This window comes from Pseudonocardia sp. ICBG1293 (genome assembly GCF_020131355.1).
In the GTDB taxonomy this organism is placed as follows: Bacteria; Actinomycetota; Actinomycetes; order Mycobacteriales; family Pseudonocardiaceae; genus Pseudonocardia.
In genome coordinates this window covers 1-25,067 of the sequence record NZ_JAHLEL010000038.1, presented here as the reverse complement: position 1 = coordinate 25,067, position 25,067 = coordinate 1, and the positions used below count along the sequence as shown (strand labels likewise).

Here is a 25,067-nt window from a genome sequence, read left to right as displayed (position 1 = left end):
GAATCAGCGGTTGGCGGGACCACCGGGGCCTGCGGGGGGCAGGTCCTCGGCTCCCAGGTCGAGGAGCTCGTGGGCGACGACGGCCCCGAGCTTCTCTGCGTCGTCCATGTCCCCGGTGGCCGAGGCGCGCACCACGTCGCCCCCGGCGATGTCACCGATCCCCAGCGCGCCGCGCAGCGACAGCCGGTCCACGGCGTGCCCGTCGTCGTCGAGGTCGGAGACCACCTCTGCGAGCGCCCCGACGGGGGTGGTGCACTCGGCGTCCAGCCCGGCCAGCACCGCGCGCTCGGCGGCGACGGCGAGGTGCACCGCGCTGTCGTCCAGCACCGCGGCCAGGACCGACACCAGGTCGGTGTCCCCGGTGCGGCACTCGATCGCCAGTGCGCCCTGAGCGGGCGCGGGCAGCATCTGCAGCGGGTCGATCAGCTCGTCGGCCTCGTCGACCCGGCCCAGCCTGCGCAGCCCGGCCGCGGCCACCACCACCGCGTCGAGCTCCCCGGAGCGGACCTTCCCGATCCGGGTGTCGACGTTGCCGCGGATCGGCAGCACCTCGAGGCCCTGGCCGAGCGCGTTGAGCTGCACCGTGCGGCGCGGCGACCCCGTCCCGACCCGGGCCCCGCGGCCCAGTTCCCCGAGCACACGGCCGCCGCTGACCAGCGCGTCACGGACGTCCTCGCGCTCCGGGACCGCCGCGATCGTCAGCCCCTCGGGCTGCGCGCTCGGCAGGTCCTTGTACGAGTGCACAGCGACGTCGATCTCGCCGGCGTACAGCGCGTCGCGCAGCTGCGAGACGAACACCCCGACGCCGATCTGGTGGATCGGCGCCGAGGAGCGGTCACCGCTGGTCGAGATGGTCACCAGCTCGCACGGGTGTCCCGCGGCGATGAGCCGGTCGGCGACGGTGGTGGACTGCGCGACCGCCAGCCTCGACGGCCGGGTGCCGATCTTCAGGACGCTCACGTGATCTGCTCCGGGGGACGGGACCCGATCGACGGTGTGGCGTCGAGCGGGGCGTTCAGGGCCGCGGTGACGTCCCCGCCGTCGACGCTCGCGTCGGCGCCCCGGACCGGGGCGGCGACCGCGGCGGCGGCCTGCGGGTCGAGCTCGAACAGGGTCCGCAGCGCGGCGGCGTAGCTGTCCCCGTCCGGTCCCTCGGCCAGGCGCTTCACCTGGACGGTGGGGGTGTGCAGCAGCTTGTCGACGACCCGGCGCACGGTCCGCGAGAGCTCCTCGCGCACGTGCCCGTCCAGGTCGGGCAGCCGCGAGTCCAGGCGCAGCAGCTCGGCGTCGACGACCTCCGATGCCCGTCGGCGCAGCGCGGTGACCGTCGGCGTGACCTCGGCCGAACGCTGCCCGGCCAGGTACTGCTGGGCCTCGGCGTCGACCATCTCCTGCGCCGCGGCGACCGAACCACCGTCGGCGACGTCGAGCAGCCTGCGCTGCAGCGTGATCAGGTCGACCATCCGCACGCCGGTCAGCTCACCGACCGCCGGGTCGACGTCGCGCGGCAGGCCCAGGTCGCACACGACCAGCGGCGAGGTCCGGCCGGCCAGCGCCTCGGTGACCGGCTCGACACCGACGACGTGGCCGATCGAGCCGGTGCAGGCCAGCAGCAGGTCCGCGGAGCGCAGCTCGGCGGCCAGGTCGTCCATCGCGGCGTACCGCGCGGTGGTGCCCGGGTCGGCGTGCTCCACGATCTTCTCGACGAGCCGCTCGCCGCGCTCTGCGGACCGGTTCAGCACCACGATCTCGCCCGCCCCGGCCCGGCGCAGGTGCGCAGCGGCCAGCGCGCCCATCGCACCCGCCCCGACCACCACGGCGCGACGCCCGGCCAGGCCGGCGCCGCCGAGCTCGCGGTCGGCGTCGCGCAGGGCCTCCGACACGACCGAGGCGCCCGCCTCGTCGATGCCGGTGCCGGCGTGCACCCGCTTGCCGACGCGCAGCGCCTGCTGCACCAGCTCGTGCAGCACCTTGCCGACCGCGCCCGCGGAGTCCGCCGCGGCGTAGGCACCGCGCAGCTGCCCGAGGATCTGCGACTCGCCGACCACCATCGAGTCCAGGCCCGCGGCCAGCGCGAACAGGTGCTGCACCGCCGACCCGGCGTAGTGCACGAACAGGTGCTCCGACAGCTCGCCGATCGGGAACCCGGCGTGGGTGCCGAGGACGTCGGTGACGTCGCCGAGGCCGCCGTGGAACGCGTCCACGACCGCACAGATCTCGATCCGGTTGCACGTGGAGAGGACGACGGCCTCCTCGACGTGCGCGCGGTCGAGCATCTCCTCAAGCAGCTTGGGCACGTCACCTGGCGCGACCGCGAGGCGCTCCAGCACCTCGACCGGCGCGCTGCGGTGCGACAGGCCGACCACGAGGACGCTCATGGCTTCTACGACACCACCGATTCGTTCGTCTTGTCCGTCACCGCGGCGGCACCGGTGTGCCGTCGCGCCACGTGGAACGCGAGGACCTGCAGCTCGACCGACAGGTCGACCTTGCGGACCTCGACGTCGTCCGGGACCGAGAGCAGTACCGGAGCGAAATTGAGGATGGACTGCACACCGGCCGCCACGAGCAGGTCGCAGACCTTCTGGGCCGCCGGGCCCGGCGTCGCGATCATCCCGATGGTCACGCCGCCCTCGGCGCACACCTCGGGGATCTCGCGCACGTGCCGCACCCGGATGCCGTTGATCTCACTGCCGACGAGCTCGTCGTCGACGTCGAACAGGGTGCTGACCGGGAACCCGCGGCCCGCGAACCCGGTGTAGCCGGCCAGCGCGTGCCCCAGGTTGCCGACGCCGACCAGCGCGACCGACTGCCGGTGGTCCATGCCCAGCTCGCCCTGCAGCCGCCCCTGCAGCGACGTGACGTCGTAGCCGACGCCGCGCACGCCGTAGGAGCCCAGGTAGGACAGGTCCTTGCGGAGCTTGGCCGAGTTGACCCCGGAGGCACCGGCGAGCTCCTCGGACGACACCGTCTCGACCCCGGCCTCCCGCAGCTCACCGAGCACCCTCAGGTACACGGCGAGCCGGGACACGGTCGCCTCCGGCACCGGGCGCGCGGGGCGCTCGCCGTTGCCCTCGGGCGCGGCGGCACCGGACTCGGGCGGCAGGGTCATGGGCCGTCCTCCTCGGGTGTCGGTCGCGGGCGGCCGGGCGTCCCGGCGGCCGTCCTGCGCACGGGGGCTTGTCCGTGGGCGGTCGGTCATCGAGACTGGGCGGGCTCCGGTCGGGGGTGTGCAGGTACCGGTCGACGGCGGACTCGTGGCACGCCCACGGACCGGCCGGACGGGCCGGTCGGGATGCGGACGGACGAGGCCCGGCGTCCGCGGCGCCCCGGGGGCTCCGTGCCACCGGGTCCGGCGACGGGAACCCACGGTAGCCGCTTGTGAAGGCACGCACAAAGTTGCGATCTTGGTCCTCTCCGTGCTCTCCCGGGCCCCTGACCTGGAGCTACCGGTGATCGACGGGCAGGAACCGCTCGTCGTGCGACGGACGCCACGTCGACCTCCACGACACCACCGTCGGACGTGGCCCGCGACCGGCCGTGACACACCTCTCCGCCGCGGGGGCGGTCGGGAGGCTCAGGTCACGGTCACGGTGCGGGTCGGCCACCCGGTCGCCGCACCCGGCAGGGGGGAGCGGCGCTCGGCGGTCTGCACGACACCGTCGCCGTCGGTGGCGCGGCACACCAGCGTGTACCCGCCCGGCGGCAGGTCCAGCTCGGCGCGCCACTGCCGCCAGGTCACCCCGCCGGACGGCACCGGCGCCAGCTCGGCGGCGACCCAGGACCCGGCCGCGTCACCGTCCTGCACACCGACCTCGACCCGGCTGATCCCCCGGGGCACCGCCCACGCGGTGCCGGTCACCACGACCCGGCCCGCGGGCACGCTCGCGTACGACGCGGGGGACTCGATCCGCGCCGCCGTCTCCATCGGCCCGGGCGGGGCCCACCCGCGGGCACGCCAGTAGTCGGCCCGGGCACCGAAGGTCGTGAACTCGATGTCGGTGACCCACTTGGTGGCCGAGACGTAGCCGTAGAGGCCGGGGACCACGATCCGCACCGGGAAACCGTGCTCGGGCGGCAGCGCGACCGGGCCGTCCGGGCCCGCCATCGCGACCGCGAGCAGCGCGCCGTGCGCGGGGTCGAGCAGCACCGACGACGGGCTCCCCGCGGTCCAGCCGTCGCTCGAGGTGGACAACGCCTGGTCCGCGGCCGGGTCGGGGGCCGCGGCGGCGAGCAGCGGCGCGAGCTCGACCCCGGTGAACCGGGTGGTGGAGACGAGGTCGCCGCCGACGTCGTTGGAGACGCAGGCCATCGTCACCCAGCGCTCGACCAGCGGGCGGGCCAGCAGGTCGTCGAGGGTGACCAGGAGCTCCCGCCCGACCTGCCCGTGCACCCGCAGGGTCCACGACGCCGGGTCGACCGACGGGACCCGCAGCGCCGTGTCGATGCGGTAGAAGTCGTCGACGGCCGTGGTGAACGCGGCCGCACCCGGCACCTGCGCCCCGGCGGGCAGTGCCGGGGCGGGGGCGATCCGCCCCTGCGCGGCGAGGGTCCGGAGCCGGGCGGTGAGGGCGTCGCGCTCGGGCCCGATCCGGCCCGAGGGCAGCAGCGGTGCCGCGACCGCGGCCCCGGCGCCCAGCACGACGCCGCCGGCACCCGCCACCGCCGTGGTGCGCAGGAACCTCCGCCGGGTCAGCGACGACCGGACGGGGCGCCCGTCCGGCAGGGTCCCGGCCGCGGTCGGCGCGGGGATCCGGGACGCCAGGGCGTGCAGCTTCCGGAAGACCGTCACCGCGACGACGACCCCCGCCCCGGCGGGGACGACGTCGAGCTGACCGGCGTTCGAGGCCGTCCCCGCCGCGGCGACGCCCAGCAGCCCGAGCACGGCCAGCCCCCACGCCCCCGGCCAGGGCGAGCGGCGCGACAGCGCGCCGAGCCCGGCCGCGGCCAGGGCCAGCACCACGAGCACCCCCGCGACGACGGTGTGGCGGCTGCCGATCCCGGCCCCGACCGTCGCCGCACCGGCCAGCGCGGGCGGGGTGAGCGCCACGACCTGTTCGGCGACGGCGTTCACCGGCCCGGCCGCCGGGGCGATCAGCAGTGCGAGCGCCTGGCCTGCACCGACACCCGCCGCGGCCGCGGCGAGCCCGGCCAGGGCGGTGCGGGCCGGGGGCACCGGACGGGCCCGCGACCCGGTCGTCCCGGCGGGGGCGGGCGCCGAGCCGTCGGGAGGCGCGGCCGACCCCTCGGGTGCCGGGGTCACGGCCGGGCCAGGTCCGCGCGCAGGCGCTCCTCGTCGACCCGGAACGAGTCGTGCTCACGGCCGTCGAGCAGCACCACCGGCACCTGGTCGCCGTACTCGGCACGCAGCTCGTCGTCGGAGTCCACGTCCAGGGTGTCCCAGCCGGTGCCGGTCTCGGCGCACACCCGCGCCAGCACCTCGGCGGCCTCGTCGCACAGGTGCCAGCCCACCCGGGTCAGCAGTCGTACCCGCATCTCACATCCTCGCCAGTGTCCTCCGGGCGATCTTGCCCGTCGGGGTGCGGGGAAGCTCGTCGACGAACGCGACGACCGCGGGCCGCTTGAACCGGGCGAGCCGGGTCGCGCAGTGCGCGGCGACCGTCTCCTCGGTGAGCCCGGCACCCGCGACGGGCACGATCACGGCCTTGACCGCGGCGCCGGTCCGGTCGTCGGGCACCCCGACCACGGCCACCTCGGCCACCGCGTCGAGCTCGGCGACGACCTGTTCGACCTCGCGCGGGTAGACGTTGAAGCCGTTGACGATGACCAGGTCCGAGGACCGGTCGACGAGGAACAGGTCGCCGTCGGTGTCGAGGTAGCCGACGTCGGCGGTGACGAACCAGCCGTCCTCGCCGGGGCCGCCGGAGCCGTCGGGCCAGTAGCCGGAGAACAGGTTCGGCCCGCGCACCGCGATCAGCCCGGTGTCGTCGGACGGGTCGGTGCCGTCGTCGTAGTCGAGGTCGTCCAGCGGGTCCTCGCCACGCGGCTCGGGCTCCGGCTCCTCCCTGCGCTCCATCGGCTGCCCGTCGGCGTCGACCAGGCGCAGCTCGACACCGGGCAGCACCTGCCCGACCGAGCCGGGTTTGGCCGGGCGGCCCAGGTCGTTGCTGGTGACGACGGGCCCGCACTCGGTGAGTCCGTAGCCCTCGTGCAGGTCCAGCCCGCTCGCCGCCCGGAAGTCCGAGAGCCAGCCCGCGGGCAGCGGTGCGCCGCCGGAGGTGCACAGCCGCACCCCGGCCATCGCGGCGCGCAGCCGCTCGGGCCCCAGGTCGAGCAGCATGCGGAACATCGACGGCACCCCGGCGACGACGCTGACCCGCTCCTCCACCACCGCCTCGGCCAGCCGCTCCGGGGAGAACCGGCCGGGCAGGACCACGGTGGCGCCGGTCCAGCAGACCTGCAGCAGCCCGGCCGCGAGGCCGTAGACGTGGAACAGCGGCAGCGTCAGCAGGACCCGGTCCACCCCGTTGACCGGGGCCGGGCGGAGCGCACCGGCCTGCTCGCGGTTGGCCAGCAGCGCGCGGTGCGACAGTTGCACCCCGCGCGGGCGCCCGGTGGTGCCGGAGGTGAACACGACCAGCGCGACGCGCTCGGGATCGGCCGGGGCCCGGTCGACCGGGGCGTCCGGCACCGGGGCGCCCGGGTCCGGCGGGCCCAGCAGGCGCGCGCCGACACCCTCGGCACAGCCGGCCGCGACCGCGTCGTCGGGCCGGGCGACGACCGCGACCGGCCGGGCCTGGTCGAGCACGACCTCGAGCTCGCGGGTCACCGAGCCCGCGCCGAACGGTACGACGACCGCGTCGGCCCGCAGCGCGCCGAACAGCGCCACGCAGTAGTCGGCCCCGTCGGGCAGGCCGATCGCGACCCGGTCACCGTGGCGGACCCCCGCCGCCCGCAGCCGGGCGGCCTCGGCGGAGACCGCGGCGTCGAACGCCGCCCAGGTCAGGGTGCGCGGCGCGGCGCCGGACAGATCACGGACGGCGTCGTGCCCGGGACGCTCGGAGGCGTTGCGCGCCACCAGGTCGGCGAGGTGGGTGGGCCGGTCGGGACGGTGGCCCGGCACGGGGTCGGAACTCGGCACGGCGGTCTCCATCCTCGGACCCCGCCGGGGCGGGGTCGGCTCGTCGGCACGCGTCGGGATCAGTGTTCCAAACCCGTCGACGACCGTCGTGTCGCGAGGGACCGCTCACCGCTGTGTACGCCACGTGTCGATTCGGACACGCTTCGCGCACGGTTCGTCCACCGCGCGTATCGGGCCGCTCGCCGGAACGGCGCGCGACGAGAGGCGGCGAGTGCGTTGCGCCACTCGACAGACGTCTATGCTCCGCCGCTACATGACGTTCAACGCGTGGATCGCCGGTTCGTCGCGCGACTCACCCGAGGGAGTGGCATGCAGCTCGACGCCAGCGCGCCACGGCGCACACCGCGCCGCGCCGCGCGGGACGCGCCGGCGGTCCCCGCCGACCCGGTCGCCCGCCGAGCCGTCCCCCGTCCGACCCCCCGGGATCCATGACCCGGCCGATGCGACCGCACCGCCTGCTGCGACAGCAGCGTTCCGAGACCGTCCCCGAGACCGTCCGTCCGACCCGGGCCCCCGAACCCGGCCAGGACAGACCCGACACCGTCCGCCCCCAGCCGGACGGGGAGGTGTCCGTGACTTCAGCGACCTCTGCTCCGTCCCAGCCGACGGGGCCGATCGCGTCCGCTCCCCTGGTCGACGCTCCGCCTACGTACCCCGCACGTTCCGCCCCACACCGCCCGGACGGCCGGACCACCCGGTCGGGTCCGCCCGGCCGTACCGAGCAGGACATGCCGATGCCACGACAGGCACCGCAGATCTCGCAGGAGCTCCGCCGCCCCGAGGCCGACCCGGCCGACGAGGCCGCCCGCGCCGTCGAGGACGCGAACAGCTCGTGGGCCCTGGTGGAGGCCTGCCAGGCCGGCGACGCGGCCGCGTTCGGTGGGCTGTACGAGCGCTACCACGACGTCGTCTTCCGGTACGTGCTCTTCCGGATGGGCGACCGCTCGTTCGCCGAGGACGTGACACAGGAGACGTTCGTCCGTGCCCTGCGCCGGATCTCCTCGGTCAGCTACCAGGGCCGTGACATCGGGGCCTGGTTCGTCACCATCGCCCGGAACCTGATCTTCGACTACGTGAAGTCGAGCCGGTTCCGGCTGGAGCAGACGACCTCGGAGATCGTCGAGCTGTCGCCGAGCACCAGTGGGCCCGAGCAGCAGGTGCTCGACATGGCCACCAACGACGAGCTGCTGGCCTCGATCGCCAAGCTGAACTCCGACCAGCGCGAATGCATCCAGTACCGGTTCCTCAAGGGGCTCTCGGTCGCCGAGACCGCCGAGCTGATGGACCGCAACGAGGGCGCGGTGAAGGCCCTGCAGCACCGCGCGGTGCGACGGCTCGCCCAGCTCCTCCCGGACGGCCTGCGGTGAGCGGGTCTGCCGCTGGAGCAGCCGGAACGCGAGAGGGTGTGTCGATCACTGCGCCGAACGCACTACTCGATGCGGTGAACGGTTGGAAGGCCGTAACCTCGTCCGCGGTCGGTCGTTGTACGGACCGGCGCGCACTGACGGCGCCACACGCGCCGACGAGCAGCGCGAGACTGCAGTGAGGACGGACGGCATGCCCAGGGCATGGGACGACGGGTATCCCGGCGACGACGGTTTCGACCGTGCGCCGGCGGGTGCCCCTGCATCGGAGGAGCTGGCGCACGAGATCGCGCTGGCCGCCGCGCTGGACCGTTCGCGGCGGGACCTCTCGCCGGACCCGCACGCCTCGGCCCGGATGCGGGCGCGGCTGTTCGAGGTGCTGGCCCAGGAGGGCGTCGGGCAGCAGTCCGGCGGGTCCCCGTTCGTCGACCGGGTCGACCGGACCGACCACGCGGACCTCACCGCCCCGATCGGGCCGCCGATCGCCGACGACCTCGACTGGGACGCGGTGTCCAACCGGCGCTCCGCAGGCGAGCACACCCCGGCCACCGACGACCCCGCCGGCCGCAGCAGCCGTCCGCGCCGCGGCCGGCACGTCCTGCCCGCCGACCACCCGGACCACCCCGAGCAGGTGGGGGCCCCGGCCGGACCGGCCCGCGACGCCGATGCCGGGCCCGGCCGCGACGACTCCGCCCGCCCGGCGCAGTCCGGCGCCCGGATGCTGGACCGGCGCCGCCCGAGCGTCCGCAAGCGCTTCGGCGTCGTCGGCGGCTTCGCCGCGCTCGCCGTGATCGCGGGCGTGACCTCGACCGCCAGCCGTGACGCCCTGCCCGGCGACGCCATGTACGGCGTGAAGCGCGCCAGCGAGAGCGTCGGCGGGGTCTTCACCGTCGGCCAGCAGGCCGAGGCCGCCCGCCAGCTCGACCTGGCCCGCTCCCGGGTCGACGAGCTGGAGAGCCTGGTCGCGCGGTCCACGCCGCCCTCCCCGGACGCCGTGGCGTCCGCCATGGGCGACTTCGACCGGGCCACCAGCACCGGCAGCAGGCTGATGCTCTCCGGTGCGGGCACCGAGGGGGCCGACGCCTCCCGCCTCGCCGAGCTGCGGACCTGGGCGGCCGCCCAGTCGGGGCGGATCACCCGCCTGCAGTCCGGGCTTCCCGCGGAGAGCCGTGGGGAGACCGCCGAGGCCATCCGCCTGCTGGACCGGGTGCTGTCCCGGGCCGAGGCGCTGCGGGCCGGCACCGGCTGCGCCGCGGACAGCGGCGGGACCGTCGACGACCTCGGCCCGGTTCCCGGCGAGTGCCGCACCCCGAGCGGGCCGTCCTCGGCACAGGCCGTCGAGCAGTCCGCACCGGTGACGCCGTCGGAGACCGCAACCGGAACGCCGTCGCCGTCGTCGACGTCGTCCGCCCCGGGGACCTCGACCTCGCAGGCCCCGACCACCTCCGGTTCCTCGGAGCAGGGCGGGGGGCTGCCGCTGCTGAACGGCGGCGGCTCGACCACCACCGACGGCGGCACGAGCAGCTCGTCGGAGTCCTCGTCGGAGCAGGACCGCCTGCTCCCGCCGATCACCATCCCGCCGCTGCTGCCGGGCCTCGGCCCGGTGACCCTGGGCTGATCCGCTCCGGACCTCGCGGGCACGGGCCCGGCCACCGCCACGTCGACACGCGTCACGCACCGGAGGCCGGGCCCGCTCCCGCGATCCGGCAGTAGGCTGGGGCCGTGTCCCGACCCCTCGGGACGCGAGATGCCGTCGCACCAGGAAGGCCGCCGTGGTGAGTGATCCCGGGTCCGTCCCCCCTCTCGACCAGAGCGGGACCCGCGAGTCTCACCCGCCCACCCACACCGGGCTCTCCGAGGAGCCGGGGGTGCTGGAGCAGGCCACCGCGCTGGACTCCGCGCAGCGCGCCGGGCAGGCCTCCGCCGCTGCGGCCGTCGCCGCCGAGGCCGACGACCATCCCGACGGCCCGGAGGGCGGGGACGGCGCACCGCCGGACCTCACCGCCGCCGCGTTCTTCGACTGCGACAACACGATGATGGTCGGCGCGTCGATCTTCCACTTCGCCCGCGGCCTGGCCGCGCGCAAGTTCTTCACCACCTCCGACATGGCCGGTTTCGCCTGGCAGCAGATCAAGTTCCGGGTGGGCGGCCGGGAGGACAAGGGCGGCATCGCCGGGCACCGTGACACCGCGCTGTCGTTCGTCGCGGGCCGTCCGGTCGACGAGGTCGTCGCGCTCGGCGAGGAGATCTACGACGAGCTGATGTCGGACCGGATCTGGGCCGGCACCCGCGCCCTGGCCCAGATGCACCTCGACGCCGGCCAGCGGGTCTGGCTGGTCACCGCGACGCCGATCGAGCTGGCACGCATCATCGCCCGCCGGCTCGGGCTGACCGGGGCGCTGGGGACCGTCGCGGAGTCCGTCGACGGGCTCTACACCGGGCGGCTGGTCGGCGAGATCCTGCACGGCCCCGCGAAGGCGCACGCGGTGCGTGCGCTGGCCGCCGCCGAGGGGTTGGACCTGCGCCGCTGCACCGCCTACTCGGACTCGGTGAACGACGTCCCGATGCTCTCGGCCGTCGGCACCGCGGTCGCGGTGAACCCGGACTCCGAGCTGCGCGACGTCGCGAAGGCCCGCAACTGGCAGATCCGCGACTTCCGGACCGGCCGCAAGGCCGCCCGGATCGGGGTGCCGTCGGTGCTCGGGGCGGGCGCCGTCGCCGGTGCGGTGGCGGCCGGGATGGCCTACCGCAAGCGCTGACCGGTGCCGGCGTCCGCCGGCGGCGGGCCCGGCGGACCCGGTGCGTGACCTGCTCTCCCGCGCCCACCACGCGGGCGGGCCGTCCCGGTCAGCCCAGGAACACGTTGCGCCGCTGGGACAGCAGCCAGTACAGCGTGTGCTGGATGGTCTCGCGGACCTGGTCGGTCAGGTTGAACACAAGCATCGGGTCGTCGGCGTCGGCCGGGGTGTGGTCGTCGGTCCGGATCGGCTCACCGAACTCGATGTACCACTTCGACGGCAGCGGGATCAGCCCCGCCGGGCCGAGCAGCGGGAAGGTCGGGGTGACCGGGAAGTACGGCGCCCCGAACAGCCGCGCCAGTGGCGCCAGGTCGCCGATCTTCGGGTAGATCTCCTCGGCGCCGACGATCGAGCACGGGATGATCGGCACCCCGGTGCGCAGGGCGGCCGAGACGAACCCGCCACGGCCGAAGCGCTGCAGCTTGTAGCGGTCCCGGAACGGCTTGCCGATGCCCTTGAAGCCCTCGGGGAACACGCCGACGAGCTCGCCGGAGGTCATCAGCCGCTCGGCATCGGGATTGCAGGCCAGGGTCGCGCCCGCCTTGCGGGCCAGCGAGCCGGAGACCGGCATGGTGAACATGAGGTCGGCGCCGAGCAGCCGCAGGTGCCGGTGCGAGGGGTGGTCGTCGTGCACGGCGACGGTCGTCATCACCGCGTCCAGCGGCAGCGTGCCGGAGTGGTTGGCGACGATCAGCGCGCCACCGGTCTCCGGGATGTGGTGGGTGCCGATGGTCTCGACCCGGAACCAGCGCTTGTAGAGCGGGCGCAGCGCGGGCAGCACCATCGCGTCGGTGAGCTCGCGGTCGAAGCCGAACTCGTCGACCGGGTAGTCGCCCGCGAGACGGCGACGCAGGAACTCCAGGACCTGCTCCAGCGCGGCCTCCCAGGCCGGCCCCTCGGCGTCGTCGGGTTCGGGTGCCGCGGCGACCGGCGCCGGACGCGGCTCGTCGGTCCTGGCGGGCCGGGCGGGCCCCCGGTTGCCCCGGATCGGGATCACCCGTGCCTCGGCCATGCCGTTCCCCTCCGTCGCACCACCGCGGCCGCCCGACCGTGGTCGCTCGTGTGCCCGCACGCCGTCGTCCCGCCCCGTCACCGCAGCGACCGGGCCAGACCGAGGACGCCCCGTTCCAGCGAGGCGATCCGCTCCGGGCCGAGCACCGGGGCCAGCGCCTTGCCCCGGACGAAGTCGTCGAACGCCTGCGTGGTCGTCCACCGCGGCACGAAGCCGAACTCGTCGATCAACCGGGTGAGGTCCACGACCCGGCCGAAGTTGAGGAAGCGCATCTGTTCCGGGGAGAAGTCGACGACCCGCGCGCCCCGCAGCACCCGGCTGACCGGGCCGACCGCACCGCTCGGGACCGGGACGGCGATCTTGCCGGCGCGCCGGATGGCCTGCGACAGCATCAGCACCCCGTGCGCGGCGACGTTGAACACACCCGGCAGCTCGTGGGTCGCGGCCCGCTCGAGCACGGCGAGGCCGTCCTCCTCGTGCAACAGCTGGATCCGCGCGTCGTAGCCCAGCACGGTGGGGACGACCGGCAGCGCGAAGTAGCGCGACAGCACGGTGTCCATCCGCGGGCCGATGAAGTTGGCGAACCGCAGCACCGTGGTCGTGACGTCCGGGCGGCGACGGCTGAACCCGCGCAGATAGCCCTCGATCTCCGCGGCGTCCTTGGCGTAGCCACCCGACGGCAGGTCCTTGGCCCCGGTGGCCTCGTCGAACACGGCCGGGTCGCGGGAGCTGGAGCCGTAGACCGCCGTCGTCGACTTGAGCACGACCCGACGCACACTCGTCGCCTTCTGGCACGCGGCGAGGAGCTGCATCGTGCCGATAACGTTCATCTCCTTCATCGTCGCCCGCCCGCCCGCGGAGGCGGGGCTGGCCGAGAGCGACGCGTGCACGACGGTGTCGACGCCCCCCGAGGAGATGACCTTCGCGATGAGCGGGTTGCGGATGTCGGCGCGCACGAACTCGGCGCGACCCATCCGCTTCAGCAGGTCCCGGGGCGGGGGGACGGTGTCCACGCCCAGCACCCGGTCGATGGCCGGGTCGGCCGCCAGCCGGGCCGCGAGGTGCCCGCCGAGGAAGCCGCTGACCCCGGTGACCAGCACGACGTTCGGGGTCGGCCGGTCCATGGGCGCTCCGTTCACCGGGTGCTGACGTCGGGACGTGCCGATCGTAGTCCGGCCCCGCCACACCGGGTGGGCACGCGGACACGTGAGGTGCGCGACGCGCCCTCCCGGGACGCGCGGCGCCACAACGACACCGGCCGCGCACCCGCTCGGAGCGGGGGCGCGGCCGGTGCGCGAGTCACTTGCCGAGCTTGCGGCGCTGCACCCGGGTCTTGCGCAGCAGCTTGCGGTGCTTCTTCTTCGACATCCGCTTGCGGCGCTTCTTGATGACCGAGCCCATGTGGGTGCTCCTCCTGTGTCGACGCAGATCGTCAGCGACCGCTCCACCGGGTGACCTCGGAGTGGGCCGCCCGCACGATCCGTGCACGCTGGCACGAGGCGCGGGCCGGGCGACGCCCGCCGGAGCGGGACGACGACGCGATGCGACCGGTGGGGGTCGGCAGCCGGTTCACCATTCTACCCGGGTGTACGGGCCGTCACCCCACGGGGGATCAGCCCGCGTCGAAGTAGGCGTTGCGCAGGTAGTCCTCGACCGCGCGCTGGGGCACGCGGAACGAGCGGCCGACCCGCGCCGCGGGCAGCTCACCGGAGTGGACGAGCCGGTACACCGTCATCTTCGAGACCCGCATCATCGACGCGACCTCGGCCACCGTCAGGAACTGGACCTGGGACGACCGCAGGGGCTCGGGACGTTCCGCCGCCATGGGGCACCGCCTTCCTCCCCCGAGACGGGTTCCCCGGTTCGCCCGGTGGTGGGGGATGCAGATGCATTCTAGCGGGGCTGATGTGACGATCGGTCCGCCGGAGGGGGGCCCGATCGTGCCACGGCGCGGCGCGTCCGGGTGACTTTGCGTCACACGATGCGCTGAACGAGGTACGACGGCCGGATCAGGCGCGACCGAGCGCGACCGATCGGTCGTGCGCGGCGGTGACCGCGTCGGCCAGGGCCGCGCGCAGGCCGTGCCGCTCCAGCTCGCGCAGTCCGGCGGCGGTGGTGCCGGCGGGCGAGGTGACGTTCTCCCGCAGCAGCGCGGGGTGCTCGCCGGTCTCGCGCAGCATCCGGGCCGCGCCGAGCGCGGTCTGCACGGTCAGCTCGGTCGCGTCCGGGCGGGTCAGGCCGAGGCCGACCCCTGCCTCGATCATCGCCTCGGCGACGAGGAAGAAGTACGCGGGCCCGGAGCCGGAGAGCGCGGTCGCGGCGTCCTGCTTCGCCTCGTCCAGGCGCAGCACCGCACCGACGGTGGACAGCAGCGCCTCGGTCTCGTCGAGGTGCGCGGCCGTCGCGTGCGCGCCCGGGGAGATCGCGCACATCGCCGCGCCGAGCAGCATCGGGGTGTTCGGCATGACCCGCACGACCGGCGTGCCCCCGGGCAGGGCGCCCTCGAACAGCGAGGTCGGCAGGCCCGCGCACAGCGACACGACGAGCGCGCCCGGCTCCAGCACCCCGGCGACCTCGCCGAGCAGCGTGACGACGTCCTGCGGCTTGACCGCGACGACGACCGTCCCGGCCCCGCGCACCGCCTCGGCGACCGGGGCCGCGGTGACGCCCAGCGAGGCGCTCAGCTCCTGGGCCCGGGCCGGGTACCGCTCCGCGACCACCAGGTCCTCGGCGTCCCGCCCGGCCGCCAGCAGCCCGCCGAGCAGTGCCTCGCCGATCCGTCCCCCACCCAGTACCGCGATCCTCGTCATGGGGCCAGGGTAGGAACCCCTCAGCGGGCCAGCGGGGCCAGGGCGAGCTGGCGGGCCTGGCAGACCGTGCGTCCCCGCGCGTCGACGACGGTCACGTCCTCGTCGAACTGGCCGCTCGACACCGCGCGGGACCGGGACTCGACCCGCAGCCAGCCCGGGGCGGGCCGGGCCCGCAGCAGGGCGGTGAGCTGCACCGTCGGCGCCCAGCCGAACGCCCCGCCCAGGTTGAACACGCTCGGGGGCAGGATGTCGCCGGACAGCAGCGCGAACAGCGCGTCCGGCTCCTCACCGCGCGGGCGGGCCCAGCCCGCCATCTCCGGCGGGCCGGTCTCGCCGCGCAGGAACGGCAGCGCGCCGCGCGGGTAGCGCAGCTCGCAGGCGGCGGCGAGCCCGCGCGCCCCGCCCTCGGCCGACGCCGGGTCGAGTGCGTCCGGGTCGGGTTCGGCGGCGAGCGCGGAGCCGTCGTCCAGGCGCGGGGCATCGGACGGCAGCACGCCCGCGGTGATCGTGGAGTGCAGCATGAGCCTGCCCTCCTGGTGCAGCCGCACCGCGACCGAGGACACCGTCCGACCGATCTTGAGCGGATCGGTCGTGATCTCGACCGGGCCCAGGTCGGGGGCGCGCAGGAAGTCCGCGGACACGGCCAGCGGATCGGGCGCGGGTGCGTCGTCGGCGGCGAGCCGGGCCAGCCCGGCCTTGGCCATGAGCACCATCAGCAGACCGCCGAAGGCCTTGTCCCCGATCGCCCAGGTCCCGTCGAGCCGGGCGCGGAACCGGCCGTCCCCGAGGTCGGACAGGACGTGCGAGTCGGCGAAGGGCCGGGCCGTCGTGCTGCTCATACGGGCATGTTACCCACGGGTAGGGATGGCCGCGGACATCGTCGGTGTGAGGTGCAGCCGGGCGAACAGCAGCGACTCGGCGAGCAGCCCGGTGCGCTCCTGCCGGGTCCGGCAGCGCCGGGTCGACACCTCCAGCACGACCGTGCCGCCGGTCGCGGCGAACCGGGAGTCGGCCAGGCGCTGGCACACCTCGGCACACGGCTGCGCGCCGCGCCCGGGGACGAGGTGCTCGTCGCGTGGGGCGCCGGAGCCGTCGGTGAGGTGCAGGTGGGTCAGCCGGTCCCCCATCCGCTCGGCGAGGTCGAGCGCGTCGACGCCGGCGGCGGCGGTGTGCGACAGGTCCAGGGTATAGGCGCCGAACCCGATCTCCGTCGGGTCGTGGCCCAGCGCGTAGGGCACGGTGCTGATCGCGCCGCGGGTCACCGGGAACATGTTCTCCACCGGCAGCGTCACGTCGTGGACCTCGTGGGCCCGGGCGACCTCGTCGGCGAAGACGCCCGCGTAGCGGCGCTGCCAGCGGAAGGGCGGGTGCACCACCACGGTCCGGGCGCCCAGCCGGGCGGCCACCTCCACGGTGCGGCGCAGCCGGTGCACCGGGTCGGCGCCCCAGACCCGCTGGGTGACCGCGAGGCAGGGCGCGTGCACCGCGAGGATCGGCACCCCGTGGCGGTGGGCGAGCCGCTCCACCGCGCGCGGGTCCTGGCTGACCGGGTCGGTCCAGATCATGAGCTCGACGCCGTCGTAGCCCAGCTCACCGGCGATCTCGAACCCGGCGGCGACGCCCTCGGGGTAGACCGAGGCCGTGGACAGCGCGACGGGCGCCACCCGGGCACGGGCGACGGCGGACGGGCGCGACGGCGTCACGAATCGTGATGTCGTCGGACCGTCGCTCATCGTTACCGGTCCAACAACACCAGCAGAGCCGGGGACACGGTCAGCAGCAGACCGACCAGCACCGCGAACAGCGTGGTCTTCAGGTCGTCCTGACGCAGCAGGGCCCGCACACCGAGCACGAGGCCGATGGTGATGGCGACGGCGGTGAAGATCGCGACGATCGGCAGCGACGTCCACAGGAAGCGGAACAGCACCCAGATCGCCGCACCGGCGACGGCACCACCGATCCACTGGGCGATGACGACGGCCCAGGCCTGGCCGGTCCCGGCCCCACCGGCCGACGCGTCGTCGTCCAGGCCCGCGGGCGGCTGCGCACCGCTGTCGGCGACGGCCGCGCGGCGCCCGAAGCGACGGCGCGGGGCGTCGTCCTCCTCGACCGCGCCCGCGGCGAGCTCGCCGTGGTCCTCGTAGTCCTCGTAGTCCGGGTGGTCCTCGTGGTCGTCCTGCGGGTGCTCCGGGGCGAGCACGCCGGTCCGTCCGCCGTCGGGTGAACCGGGCCCGTGGTCCTGGCGCGGACCGGCACCGTGGCCGCGGTCCCGGTCGTCGTGGCCGGAGTCGCCGTAACCCCGGTCGTCGTAGCCCCGGTCGCCATAGCCGCGGTCGTCGTAGCCGCCGTCGTCGTAACCCCGGTCGTCGTAGCCACGGTCGTCGTAGCCCTGCCCGTCGCCGTGGTCCGGCCGGTCGGCGTAGCCCTGCCGGGCGTGGCCACGGTCGTCGTAGTCGTCGACGAACGGGTCGTAGGCGCCGGTCGGCGGCCCGGCGTCCGCCGGTCCCGGACGCCCGGACGGTCCGTCCCGGTCGTCGTCGAGCGGCGGGGCGCCGAACTGGGTGGGCGGGCCGCCGTCGTCGTCCGCCGCGGGGGCCGGACGGCGGGCACCGAGCCGGCTGGTGGGGATCTCGTCGGGGCGGTCGTCGGCGGCACCGGGCGGGGGCCCGTAGGGCCCTGCCGGACGCGGCACGTCGCCGCGGGGGCCCCAGTCCTGGGTGGCGGGGCCGTCGTCGTGGGGGCGGCCGTTCGGCGGGCGCACGGGCGCCGGCGCGACCGGTCCGGGGCCGGCGTTCCACGGGCCGGGGGGCGGGCCCTGGGGGCTGCGGGGCGGCGCGCCGTTCGGGGGGCCGCCGAAGGCGGTGGCACCGTGCGGCGCGCCGCCGTCCGGGCCGCTGCCGTGCGGGCGGCCGCCGTTCGCGGGGCCGCCCTGGGGGGCGCGGCCGTTCGGAGCGTTGCCGTTCGGAGCGTTGCCGTTCGGGACGAACGGCTCCGGTGCCCGCTCCGACGGGTCGGGGCGGCGGGCCGGCGGGAACGAGGGGTGCTCGGCGGGAGGCGGCCCGTCGCCACCGCGCGGGGCGAACCCGCCCGCGCCCTCGGGCGGGCGGACACGGTCTGCGGCCGCCGGGCGGCGCGGCGGGGCCGCCACGTCGGTCCGGACCGGTGCCGCGGACGACGGGGCGCCGGAGCCCTCGTCGTCCTCCGCGGCGCGACGACGGCGGCGTCGTCCGGGCTGCTGGCCGCCGTTGGCGGCCAGGAGCTCCGCGACCGTCCGCTGGCGAGGCTCTCCGCTGTCCACACTCATCACGACCACCGTGCCCTGTGCGTTGTCAAGGGTCCAAGCCCGCCCGGGGATGTCTGCGCCGAGCGGTCGTCCCCGTTCGTCCCATCGAGCATGTCGAAGCGCCGGAGGATCACTCCCTCGCGCAGCGCCCACGGACAGATCTCGAGCTCGGTCACGCCGAGGCCGTCCATCGCGGCCTGTGCCACGACCGCCCCGGCGACGAGCTGGTGCGCCCGGCTGGCGCTCACGCCGTCGAGCTCGGCGAGGTCGGGGCCCGACATCCGGGTGATGAACGCCGACAGCTGGCGCAGGCCCTGCGCGGTGAGCGTGCGGCGGGCACCCGGCCCGGCGCTGGACGGGGCGGCACCGGCGAGCCGGGCCAGCGTCCGGAAGGTCTTGGAGGTGCCGACGGCCCGGTCCGGCCGGCCCGCGGCACGCAGCCGCCCCGCGACCGGGGCGATCTCGTCGCGGACCCGCTCGGTGAGCGCGGCGACCTCCGCGCGGGACGGAGGGTCGGAGGTGAACGCCTCGCGGGTCAGCCGGCCCGCGCCCAGCGGCACCGACGCGGCGACGTCGGGGGTCTCGTCGCGGCCCACCGCCAGCTCCAGCGAGCCGCCGCCGATGTCGAGCACCAGCAGCCGGCCGGCCGACCAGCCGCACCAGCGGCGGACGGCGAGGAAGGTCCAGCGGGCCTCGTCCTCGCCGGGGAGCACCTCCAGCGCCACCCCGGTCTCGCGCTGCACCCGGGCCAGCACCTCGGCGGAGTTCGTCGCGTCGCGCAGCGCGGACGTGGCGAACGCGAGGAGGTCGTCGCAGCCGGCGGCCCGGGCCGTGTCGCGGGCCCGGTGCACGCTCTCCAGCAGGGCCTTCACCCCGTCGCGGCCCAGCGCACCCTTGCGGTCCAGGTGCTCGGCCAGGCGCAGCTGGTCCTTCTCCGACGACATCGGCCTCGGGTGGGCGCCCCGGTGGGCGTCCACCACCAGCAGGTGAACGGTGTTGGACCCCACGTCGAGGACTGCCAGGCGCACCCGGTCAGGTTACCGAGCCGTTATCGACGGCCGGGCAACCCCTTGCTCAGACGTCGAACTTGTAGCCGAGCCCGCGCACGGTGACCAGGTGCTTGGGCGTCGAGGGGTCCCCCTCGACCTTGGACCGCAGCCGCTTGACGTGCACGTCGAGCGTCTTGGTGTCGCCGACGTAGTCCGCTCCCCACACCCGGTCGATCAGCTGGGCGCGGGTGAGCACCCGCCCGACGTTGCGCAGCAGGTACTCCAGCAGGTCGAACTCCTTGAGCGGGAGCGCGACCTCGTCGCCGTTCACCGACACGACGTGTCGTTCGACGTCCATCCGCACCGGGCCCGCCTCCAGGACACCGGTGCCGCTCTCGGTCTCGCCGCCGGCCTCCCCACCGCGGCGCAGCACCGCGCGGACCCGGGCGATGAGCTCGCGCGCCGAGTAGGGCTTGGTGACGTAGTCGTCGGCACCGAGCTCCAGCCCGACGACCTTGTCGATCTCGCTGTCGCGGGCGGTCACCATGATCACCGGCACCGCGGAGCGGGAACGCAGTGCCTTGCAGACGTCGGTGCCGCTCATGCCGGGCAGCATCAGGTCCAGCAGCACGATGTCGGCGCCGTTGCGGTCGAACTCGCTCAGCGCGTCGTTGCCGTTGGCCGCGACGGCCGTGGTGAACCCCTCCTTGCGCAGCATGAACGCGAGCGGGTCGGCGAAGGACTCCTCGTCCTCGACGATCAGCACCCTGGTCATCTCATCCTCCGGTTCCGGCGGTCTGGGGGGAGCTGCCGGCGGCAGCCGCACCGTGCGGGGCGCCGCCGATGCCCATCCGGGCGGGCAGACGCATGGTGAAGGTCGATCCGGTGCCGGGACGGCTCCACAGCCGCACCTCGCCACCGTGGTTGGCGCAGACGTGCTTGACGATCGCCAGGCCGAGACCGGTGCCGCCGGTGGCCCGCGAACGGGCCGGGTCGACCCGGAAGAAGCGCTCGAAGACGCGCTGCTGGTGCTCGGGGGCGATGCCGATCCCCCGGTCGGTGACCGCGATCTCGACCGAGCCGTCGACCGCCCGGCGGCTCACCGACACCGACGAGTCCGCCGCGGAGTAGGCGATCGCGTTCTCCAGCAGGTTCGTCAGGGCAGTGACGAGCAGCGTGCGGTCGCCGTCGACGACCAGACCCGACGTCTCGTCGGCGGTGATCTCGACGGCGTGCGACTCGGCGGAGGTGCGGCTGCGGGCCAGCGCCTCGGACACCACCTCGTCGACGTCGACCGCGGCGAGCGCCGGCAACCGTTCGGCGCCGGTGAGCCGGGACAGCGCGATCAGCTCCGAGACCAGGTTCCCCATCCGGGTGGCCTCGCGCAGCAGCTTGTCGCCGAACCGCCGGACCTCGCGGACGGCGTCCGGGTCGGGGTCGGCGCCGTCGGACGGCTCCAGGCCGTCGAGGCTGTCGAGCAGGGCCTCGGCGAGCAGCGCGACCGCACCGACCGGGGTCTTGAGCTCGTGGGAGACGTTCGCGACGAAGTCCCGCCGGGTCGCCTCCAGCCGGGCCACCTCGGAGGTGTCGACGGCCTCGACCAGCGCGAACCCGTCGCCGAGGGAACGGATCCGGGCCTGCACCGCGACCGGGCCGCGGGGTGTGCGGTCCAGCGGCGAGAGGTCGACGGTGTAGTCACCCGAGGCCAGGCGCCGGTCCCCGCCCTGGGCCCGCCGGCAGGCGGCCAGTGCGCGCGGGTCGAGCCGTTCGCCGCTGACGGCACCGAGGCCGACGGCCCGCGGGTTGTACAACAGCACCTCGCCCCCGGCCCCGACGACGGCGAGCCCGGAGCTCGACTGGCGGAACGTGCGGTGCAGCAGCTCGCCGAGGGTGGGTCCGTCGGCGGCCACGGGATCCGCCGGGGGGCGGCCGGTGCCGGGGCTGGGTCGGCCGTGCGACGGCCGTCGCGCCAGTGCCGCCCCGGCGGTGAGACCGAGGAGCAGGGCGAGGGCCGAGATCAGCCACGCGAGCGTGGTCACGGGTGCATGGTAGGCAGCCGGGGGTACCTGCTGACCAGCGCCGGACACCGGATGGTGACGCCCGCGACCCCTTCGCGCGACACTGTTCCGACCCCGTTCACCGTGGGTTCAACGAACCCCGTCCGGACCCCTCGTGTGCACGAACGGGCCCCTCGCACGAAAGGTTCGTACGAGGGGCCCGTTCGTGCGGACCGGGGCGTGCCGAGCGCAGGGGCGTGCCGGGCGCAGGGGCGTGCCGAGTGCGGGGGCGTGCGTGGACCGGGTGCCGGGCCGAGTGCGTGCCGGGAGAGGGGTGGGCGCGGTCAGCGACCCTGGTTCGCGACCCCGGCGATGGCCTCCTGCGCCGCGGTGGGGTCGAGGTAGCGCCCGCCCGGGTTCGTCGGCGCCAGGTCGTCGTCGAGGTCGTAGACGAGCGGGATGCCGGTGGGGATGTTGAGGCCGGCGATGTCGGCGTCGGAGATCCCGTCGAGGTACTTCACCAGCGCACGCAGCGAGTTGCCGTGCGCGGCCAGCAGCACGACCTTCCCGTCGCGCAGGTCCGGCACCACGGCCTCGGTCCAGTACGGCAGGAACCGGTCGACGACGTCGGCCAGGCACTCGGTCAGCGGGGCGTCGACACCGGCGTAGCGCGGGTCGGCGTCCTGGGAGAACTCCGAGCCCTTCTCGATGGGCGGCGGCGGGGTGTCGTAGGAGCGGCGCCAGAGCATGAACTGCTCCTCGCCGTACTGCTCCAGGGTCTGCTTCTTGTCCTTGCCCTGCAGCGCGCCGTAGTGCCGCTCGTTGAGGCGCCAGTCGCGCTTGACCGGGATCCAGTGCCGGTCGGCGGCGTCGAGGGCGATGTTCGCGGTGGAGATCGCCCGGCGCAGCAGCGAGGTGTGCACGACGTCCGGGGCGACGCCCGCCTCGGCCAGCAGCTCGCCGCCCCGGCGGGCCTCCGCCTCGCCCTGGGTGGAGAGCGGGACGTCCACCCAGCCGGTGAACAGGTTCTTCGCGTTCCAGTCGCTCTGACCGTGACGCAGCAGTACGAGGGTCGGCATGGCGGACAGCCTGCCACCTACCCGCGGGAAAGGTCGGTGAGCACGGCCCCGAACGTGTCGACCAGCACGTCGATCTCGTCGCGGGTGACGACCAGCGGCGGGGACAGCCGCACGGTGACGCCGTGGGTCTCCTTCGCCAGCACCCCGCGCCGGGCCAGCGCGACGCACACGTCGCGGCCGGTGCCGATCCGCGGGTCGACGTCGACGCCGAACCACAGCCCCACCCCGCGCACGGCGGTGACCCCGGTCAGTTCGCGCAGCCGCGTACCCAGGTGCGCACCGAGCTCGCGGGCCCGGGCCTGGAACTCCCCCGTCGCCAGCAGCGCGCACACCGCGGACCCGACGGCGGCGGCGAGCGGGTTGCCACCGAAGGTGGAGCCGTGCTCACCGGGGCGCAGCACCCCGAGCACGTCGCGCCGCCCGACGACGGCGCTGACCGGCACGATCCCACCGCCGAGCGCCTTGCCCAGGGTGTAGAGATCGGCGCGCACCCCGGACAGGTCGGTGCACAGCGTCGCCCCGGCGCGACCGAGCCCGGACTGGATCTCGTCGCAGACCAGCAGCACGCCACGCCGGGCGGTGAGCTCGCGGACCGCGCGCAGGTAGCCGGGCGGTGGCACGAGGACCCCGGCCTCGCCCTGCACCGGTTCGAGCAGTACCGCGACGGTGTCGTCGGTGAGCGCGGCGGCCAGGGCGTCGGCGTCGCCGTAGGGGACGCGGTCGAAGCCGGGGGTGAACGGGCCGAAGTCGTCGCGGGCCACCGGGTCGTCGGAGAAGGAGACGACCGTCGTCGTGCGGCCGTGGAAGTTCCCCCCGGCGACCACGATCCGCGCCGCCCCCGGCGCCACGCCCTTCACCCGGTAGCCCCAGGCGCGGGCGAGCTTCACCGCGGACTCGACGGCCTCCGCGCCGGTGTTCATCGGCAGCACGGCCTCGGTGCCGGTCAGCGTGGCGAGATCACGCTGGAACGCGGGCAGCCGGTCGTTGTGGAACGCCCGTGCGGTGAGCGTGAGCCTGTCGAGCTGGGCGTGCGCGGCCGCGGTGAGCGCCGGGTGCCGGTGCCCGAAGTTGAGCGCGGAGTAGCCGGCGAGCGCGTCGAGGTAGCGGCCGCCGTCGACGTCGGTGACCCAGGCGCCGTCGCCGCGGGACAGCACCACCGGCAGCGGTGCGTAGTTCGCCGCGCCGAACGCCTCGGCGAGCGCGATCTGCGGGTCGGTGCCCGGGACCACGGCGGTCACGACCGCAGCTCCAGCGTGGCGCACTTGATCCCGCCACCACCGCGGCGCAGCTCGGAGGTGTCGACGCCGACGGTGCCGAAGCCGCGCTCGGCGAGGTCGGCGGCGAACTTCTCCGCCTGCGGTGCGTGGACGACGGTGCGCCCGTCGGAGAAGCAGTTCAGGCCCAGCACCGACGCGTCGTCGTCGGACACGATCACCGCGTCCGGGAAGCGGAAGCGCAGCACCTCCTGGGAGGCGTCGTCGAACGCGGACGGCAGGTAGGCGACCGCGCCCGGCCCGCCCGCCGGGTCGAGCACCGCGAACGCCGTGTCGAGGTGGTAGTAGCGCGGGTCGACCAGCTGCAGGGACACGACCTCGCGGCCGAACACCTGCGCGGCCTCGGCGTGCGCGCGGGGGTCGGTGCGGAACCCGGTGCCCGCGTAGACGGTGTCGCCGACGAGCAGCAGGTCGCCCTCGCCCTCGTTGACGTGGAGGGCCTCGTGCACGGCGAGCCCGGCGGCGCGGAACCACGCGCCGTAGGCGGGCCCCTCGGCGGCACGCTCGGTGTGGCGGAACCGGGCGGTCAGCGCCGTCCCGTCGATCACGGTGCCGCCGTTGGCGGCGAAGACCATGTCCGGGTAGCCCGGCAGCGGGTCGACGAGCCGGACGTCGAAGCCCAGGTCGCGGTAGACCGCGTGCAGGGTCTCCCACTGGGCCAGCGCGACCCGGGTGTCGGTCGCCTGCTCCGGACGCATCCAGGGGTTGATCCGGTAGCTCACCGTGAAGTGCTCGGGGCGGCACATCAGCACAGAGGTCATGGGCCACAGCATGGCGCGCCGGGCCCGAGCGTTTCCCGGATTCCTGCACCCGATCCGCGCGTCTGCACCCCGTTCTACGCCGGTTCCGGGTGTCGCGCACTAGCATCCGGCGCCGTGGACGGGATCGACGCGATCGACCGCAGACTGCTGGACCTCCTCCGGGTCGACGGGCGCGCCGGCTGGGCCGATCTGGGCGCGCGGGTGGGCCTGTCGGCGTCGGCCGTGCGGCGCCGGTGGACCGGCTGACCGCCCGGGGCGTGGTGCAGGGCTTCACCGTGCAGGTGGACCCCGACGCCGAGCAGACACCGGGGGTGGAGGCCTACGTCGAGCTGTTCTGCCGGGGCACGGTCGCCCGGCCGAGCTGCAGCGGATGCTCTCGGCGGTCCCCGAGGTCGTCACGGCCGGAACGGTGACCGGTGAGGCGGACGCGCTGGTCCTGCTGCGCTCGCGCGACGTGCGCTCACTGGAGGACGCTCTGGAACGGCTCCGGCTGGCGGCCAACGTCGACCACACCCGCTCGGCCGTCGTCCTGACCTGGCTGGTGACTCGTTGAACTCTCACGCAGCGCCGGGTACCGTACTCGATTGAGAATTCAACC

General features: G+C 75.1%; 25 protein-coding genes. 5 read left to right on the top strand and 20 right to left on the bottom strand.

Annotated features, from left to right (window positions below):
• Positions 1-3: 3 nt before the first annotated feature.
• From hemC to KPF47_RS13795, 6 genes are all read right to left on the bottom strand, one after another.
• Positions 4-960 (bottom strand): hydroxymethylbilane synthase, encoded by a 957-nt coding sequence (gene hemC / locus KPF47_RS13820; RefSeq protein ID WP_224389215.1) that lies wholly within the window; start codon positions 958-960, stop codon positions 4-6.
• Positions 957-2,378: a glutamyl-tRNA reductase gene (locus KPF47_RS13815; protein WP_224389214.1), complete on the bottom strand. Its 1,422-nt coding sequence runs from the start codon at positions 2,376-2,378 to the stop codon at positions 957-959. Before KPF47_RS13815 ends, hemC begins: the two co-directional genes overlap by 4 nt.
• 5 nt (positions 2,379-2,383) lie before the next feature.
• Positions 2,384-3,112, bottom strand: coding sequence for a redox-sensing transcriptional repressor Rex (locus KPF47_RS13810; protein WP_224389213.1), 729 nt, complete (start codon positions 3,110-3,112; stop codon positions 2,384-2,386).
• 465 nt (positions 3,113-3,577) lie between these two features.
• Entirely contained in the window at positions 3,578-5,263 is a 1,686-nt protein-coding gene (locus KPF47_RS13805; RefSeq protein WP_224389212.1) for a molybdopterin-dependent oxidoreductase, read from the bottom strand.
• On the bottom strand, positions 5,260-5,496 hold the full coding sequence (locus KPF47_RS13800) for a glutaredoxin family protein (RefSeq protein ID WP_224389211.1): 237 nt from the start codon (positions 5,494-5,496) through the stop codon (positions 5,260-5,262). Before KPF47_RS13800 ends, KPF47_RS13805 begins: the two co-directional genes overlap by 4 nt.
• Position 5,497: 1 nt before the next feature.
• Positions 5,498-7,102: an AMP-binding protein gene (locus KPF47_RS13795; protein WP_224389210.1), complete on the bottom strand. Its 1,605-nt coding sequence runs from the start codon at positions 7,100-7,102 to the stop codon at positions 5,498-5,500.
• Between the two features lie 728 nt (positions 7,103-7,830).
• On the opposite strand from KPF47_RS13795, the gene KPF47_RS13790 reads away from it, so the two are divergent.
• From KPF47_RS13790 to KPF47_RS13780, 3 genes are all read left to right on the top strand, one after another.
• The gene (locus KPF47_RS13790) at positions 7,831-8,469 is read left to right on the top strand and encodes a sigma-70 family RNA polymerase sigma factor (protein ID WP_224389209.1); all 639 of its coding nucleotides are present in this window, start codon (positions 7,831-7,833) and stop codon (positions 8,467-8,469) included.
• 190 nt (positions 8,470-8,659) lie between these two features.
• Positions 8,660-10,084 (top strand): DUF5667 domain-containing protein, encoded by a 1,425-nt coding sequence (locus KPF47_RS13785; protein ID WP_224389208.1) that lies wholly within the window; start codon positions 8,660-8,662, stop codon positions 10,082-10,084.
• Positions 10,085-10,334: 250 nt separating this feature from the next.
• A complete protein-coding gene (locus tag KPF47_RS13780) occupies positions 10,335-11,225 on the top strand; it encodes an HAD family phosphatase (protein ID WP_224389207.1) in 891 nt (296 codons plus the stop codon).
• An 88-nt stretch (positions 11,226-11,313) separates the two neighbouring features.
• Here the strand turns inward: KPF47_RS13780 and KPF47_RS13775 are convergent, their stop codons facing one another.
• The 14 genes from KPF47_RS13775 to ddaH form a co-directional block, all read right to left on the bottom strand.
• The gene (locus KPF47_RS13775; RefSeq protein WP_224386846.1) at positions 11,314-12,276 is read right to left on the bottom strand and encodes a lysophospholipid acyltransferase family protein; all 963 of its coding nucleotides are present in this window, start codon (positions 12,274-12,276) and stop codon (positions 11,314-11,316) included.
• A 77-nt stretch (positions 12,277-12,353) separates the two neighbouring features.
• The gene (locus tag KPF47_RS13770; protein WP_224389206.1) at positions 12,354-13,400 is read right to left on the bottom strand and encodes an NAD-dependent epimerase/dehydratase family protein; all 1,047 of its coding nucleotides are present in this window, start codon (positions 13,398-13,400) and stop codon (positions 12,354-12,356) included.
• A 175-nt stretch (positions 13,401-13,575) separates the two neighbouring features.
• A complete protein-coding gene (locus KPF47_RS13765; protein WP_010241351.1) occupies positions 13,576-13,677 on the bottom strand; it encodes a 30S ribosomal protein bS22 in 102 nt (33 codons plus the stop codon).
• A gap of 211 nt (positions 13,678-13,888) precedes the next feature.
• The gene (locus tag KPF47_RS13760) at positions 13,889-14,101 is read right to left on the bottom strand and encodes a helix-turn-helix domain-containing protein (RefSeq protein ID WP_020625776.1); all 213 of its coding nucleotides are present in this window, start codon (positions 14,099-14,101) and stop codon (positions 13,889-13,891) included.
• Between the two features lie 184 nt (positions 14,102-14,285).
• Positions 14,286-15,086: a pyrroline-5-carboxylate reductase gene (gene proC / locus KPF47_RS13755; RefSeq protein WP_224386852.1), complete on the bottom strand. Its 801-nt coding sequence runs from the start codon at positions 15,084-15,086 to the stop codon at positions 14,286-14,288.
• Between the two features lie 20 nt (positions 15,087-15,106).
• The gene (locus KPF47_RS13750) at positions 15,107-15,925 is read right to left on the bottom strand and encodes a thioesterase family protein (protein ID WP_224389205.1); all 819 of its coding nucleotides are present in this window, start codon (positions 15,923-15,925) and stop codon (positions 15,107-15,109) included.
• A gap of 9 nt (positions 15,926-15,934) precedes the next feature.
• Positions 15,935-16,789, bottom strand: a complete 855-nt coding sequence (locus tag KPF47_RS13745) for a sugar phosphate isomerase/epimerase (protein ID WP_224389204.1) — start codon at positions 16,787-16,789, stop codon at positions 15,935-15,937.
• 32 nt (positions 16,790-16,821) lie between these two features.
• Positions 16,822-18,390: a hypothetical protein gene (locus KPF47_RS13740; protein ID WP_224389203.1), complete on the bottom strand. Its 1,569-nt coding sequence runs from the start codon at positions 18,388-18,390 to the stop codon at positions 16,822-16,824.
• Positions 18,390-19,397, bottom strand: a complete 1,008-nt coding sequence (locus KPF47_RS13735; protein ID WP_224389202.1) for a Ppx/GppA phosphatase family protein — start codon at positions 19,395-19,397, stop codon at positions 18,390-18,392. Before KPF47_RS13735 ends, KPF47_RS13740 begins: the two co-directional genes overlap by 1 nt.
• Positions 19,398-19,443: 46 nt before the next feature.
• Complete coding sequence (locus tag KPF47_RS13730) at positions 19,444-20,133, bottom strand: response regulator transcription factor (RefSeq protein WP_224389201.1); 690 nt, start codon at positions 20,131-20,133, stop codon at positions 19,444-19,446.
• A 1-nt stretch (position 20,134) separates the two neighbouring features.
• Complete coding sequence (locus tag KPF47_RS13725) at positions 20,135-21,397, bottom strand: cell wall metabolism sensor histidine kinase WalK (protein WP_224389200.1); 1,263 nt, start codon at positions 21,395-21,397, stop codon at positions 20,135-20,137.
• Positions 21,398-21,699: 302 nt separating this feature from the next.
• Entirely contained in the window at positions 21,700-22,434 is a 735-nt protein-coding gene (locus KPF47_RS13720) for a phosphoglyceromutase (RefSeq protein ID WP_224386856.1), read from the bottom strand.
• Positions 22,435-22,451: 17 nt separating this feature from the next.
• Complete coding sequence (gene rocD, locus KPF47_RS13715; protein ID WP_374108790.1) at positions 22,452-23,672, bottom strand: ornithine--oxo-acid transaminase; 1,221 nt, start codon at positions 23,670-23,672, stop codon at positions 22,452-22,454.
• Positions 23,669-24,469: a dimethylargininase gene (gene ddaH / locus KPF47_RS13710; RefSeq protein ID WP_224386858.1), complete on the bottom strand. Its 801-nt coding sequence runs from the start codon at positions 24,467-24,469 to the stop codon at positions 23,669-23,671. The genes rocD and ddaH overlap by 4 nt, the downstream gene beginning before the upstream one ends.
• 114 nt (positions 24,470-24,583) lie before the next feature.
• Between ddaH and KPF47_RS13705 the strand changes: the two genes are divergently transcribed.
• Positions 24,584-24,715: an AsnC family protein gene (locus KPF47_RS13705; protein WP_224389199.1), complete on the top strand. Its 132-nt coding sequence runs from the start codon at positions 24,584-24,586 to the stop codon at positions 24,713-24,715.
• 124 nt (positions 24,716-24,839) lie between these two features.
• Positions 24,840-25,022, top strand: a complete 183-nt coding sequence (locus tag KPF47_RS13700; RefSeq protein ID WP_224389198.1) for an Lrp/AsnC ligand binding domain-containing protein — start codon at positions 24,840-24,842, stop codon at positions 25,020-25,022.
• Positions 25,023-25,067 lie beyond the last annotated feature (45 nt).

What these genes read in the sequence shown, in the direction of transcription:
- KPF47_RS13815 (WP_224389214.1), bottom strand. Translation starts at nt 2,378, where the DNA reads ATGAGCGTCCTCGTGGTCGGCCTGTCGCACCGCAGCGCGCCGGTCGAG.
- KPF47_RS13810 (WP_224389213.1), bottom strand. Translation starts at nt 3,112, where the DNA reads ATGACCCTGCCGCCCGAGTCCGGTGCCGCCGCGCCCGAGGGCAACGGC.
- KPF47_RS13800 (WP_224389211.1), bottom strand. Translation starts at nt 5,496, where the DNA reads ATGCGGGTACGACTGCTGACCCGGGTGGGCTGGCACCTGTGCGACGAG.
- KPF47_RS13790 (WP_224389209.1), top strand. Translation starts at nt 7,831, where the DNA reads ATGCCGATGCCACGACAGGCACCGCAGATCTCGCAGGAGCTCCGCCGC.
- KPF47_RS13785 (WP_224389208.1), top strand. Translation starts at nt 8,660, where the DNA reads ATGCCCAGGGCATGGGACGACGGGTATCCCGGCGACGACGGTTTCGAC.
- KPF47_RS13775 (WP_224386846.1), bottom strand. Translation starts at nt 12,276, where the DNA reads ATGGCCGAGGCACGGGTGATCCCGATCCGGGGCAACCGGGGGCCCGCC.
- KPF47_RS13770 (WP_224389206.1), bottom strand. Translation starts at nt 13,400, where the DNA reads ATGGACCGGCCGACCCCGAACGTCGTGCTGGTCACCGGGGTCAGCGGC.
- KPF47_RS13765 (WP_010241351.1), bottom strand. Translation starts at nt 13,677, where the DNA reads ATGGGCTCGGTCATCAAGAAGCGCCGCAAGCGGATGTCGAAGAAGAAG.
- KPF47_RS13760 (WP_020625776.1), bottom strand. Translation starts at nt 14,101, where the DNA reads ATGGCGGCGGAACGTCCCGAGCCCCTGCGGTCGTCCCAGGTCCAGTTC.
- proC (WP_224386852.1), bottom strand. Translation starts at nt 15,086, where the DNA reads ATGACGAGGATCGCGGTACTGGGTGGGGGACGGATCGGCGAGGCACTG.
- KPF47_RS13750 (WP_224389205.1), bottom strand. Translation starts at nt 15,925, where the DNA reads ATGAGCAGCACGACGGCCCGGCCCTTCGCCGACTCGCACGTCCTGTCC.
- KPF47_RS13740 (WP_224389203.1), bottom strand. Translation starts at nt 18,390, where the DNA reads ATGAGTGTGGACAGCGGAGAGCCTCGCCAGCGGACGGTCGCGGAGCTC.
- KPF47_RS13730 (WP_224389201.1), bottom strand. Translation starts at nt 20,133, where the DNA reads ATGACCAGGGTGCTGATCGTCGAGGACGAGGAGTCCTTCGCCGACCCG.
- KPF47_RS13720 (WP_224386856.1), bottom strand. Translation starts at nt 22,434, where the DNA reads ATGCCGACCCTCGTACTGCTGCGTCACGGTCAGAGCGACTGGAACGCG.
- ddaH (WP_224386858.1), bottom strand. Translation starts at nt 24,469, where the DNA reads ATGACCTCTGTGCTGATGTGCCGCCCCGAGCACTTCACGGTGAGCTAC.
- KPF47_RS13700 (WP_224389198.1), top strand. Translation starts at nt 24,840, where the DNA reads ATGCTCTCGGCGGTCCCCGAGGTCGTCACGGCCGGAACGGTGACCGGT.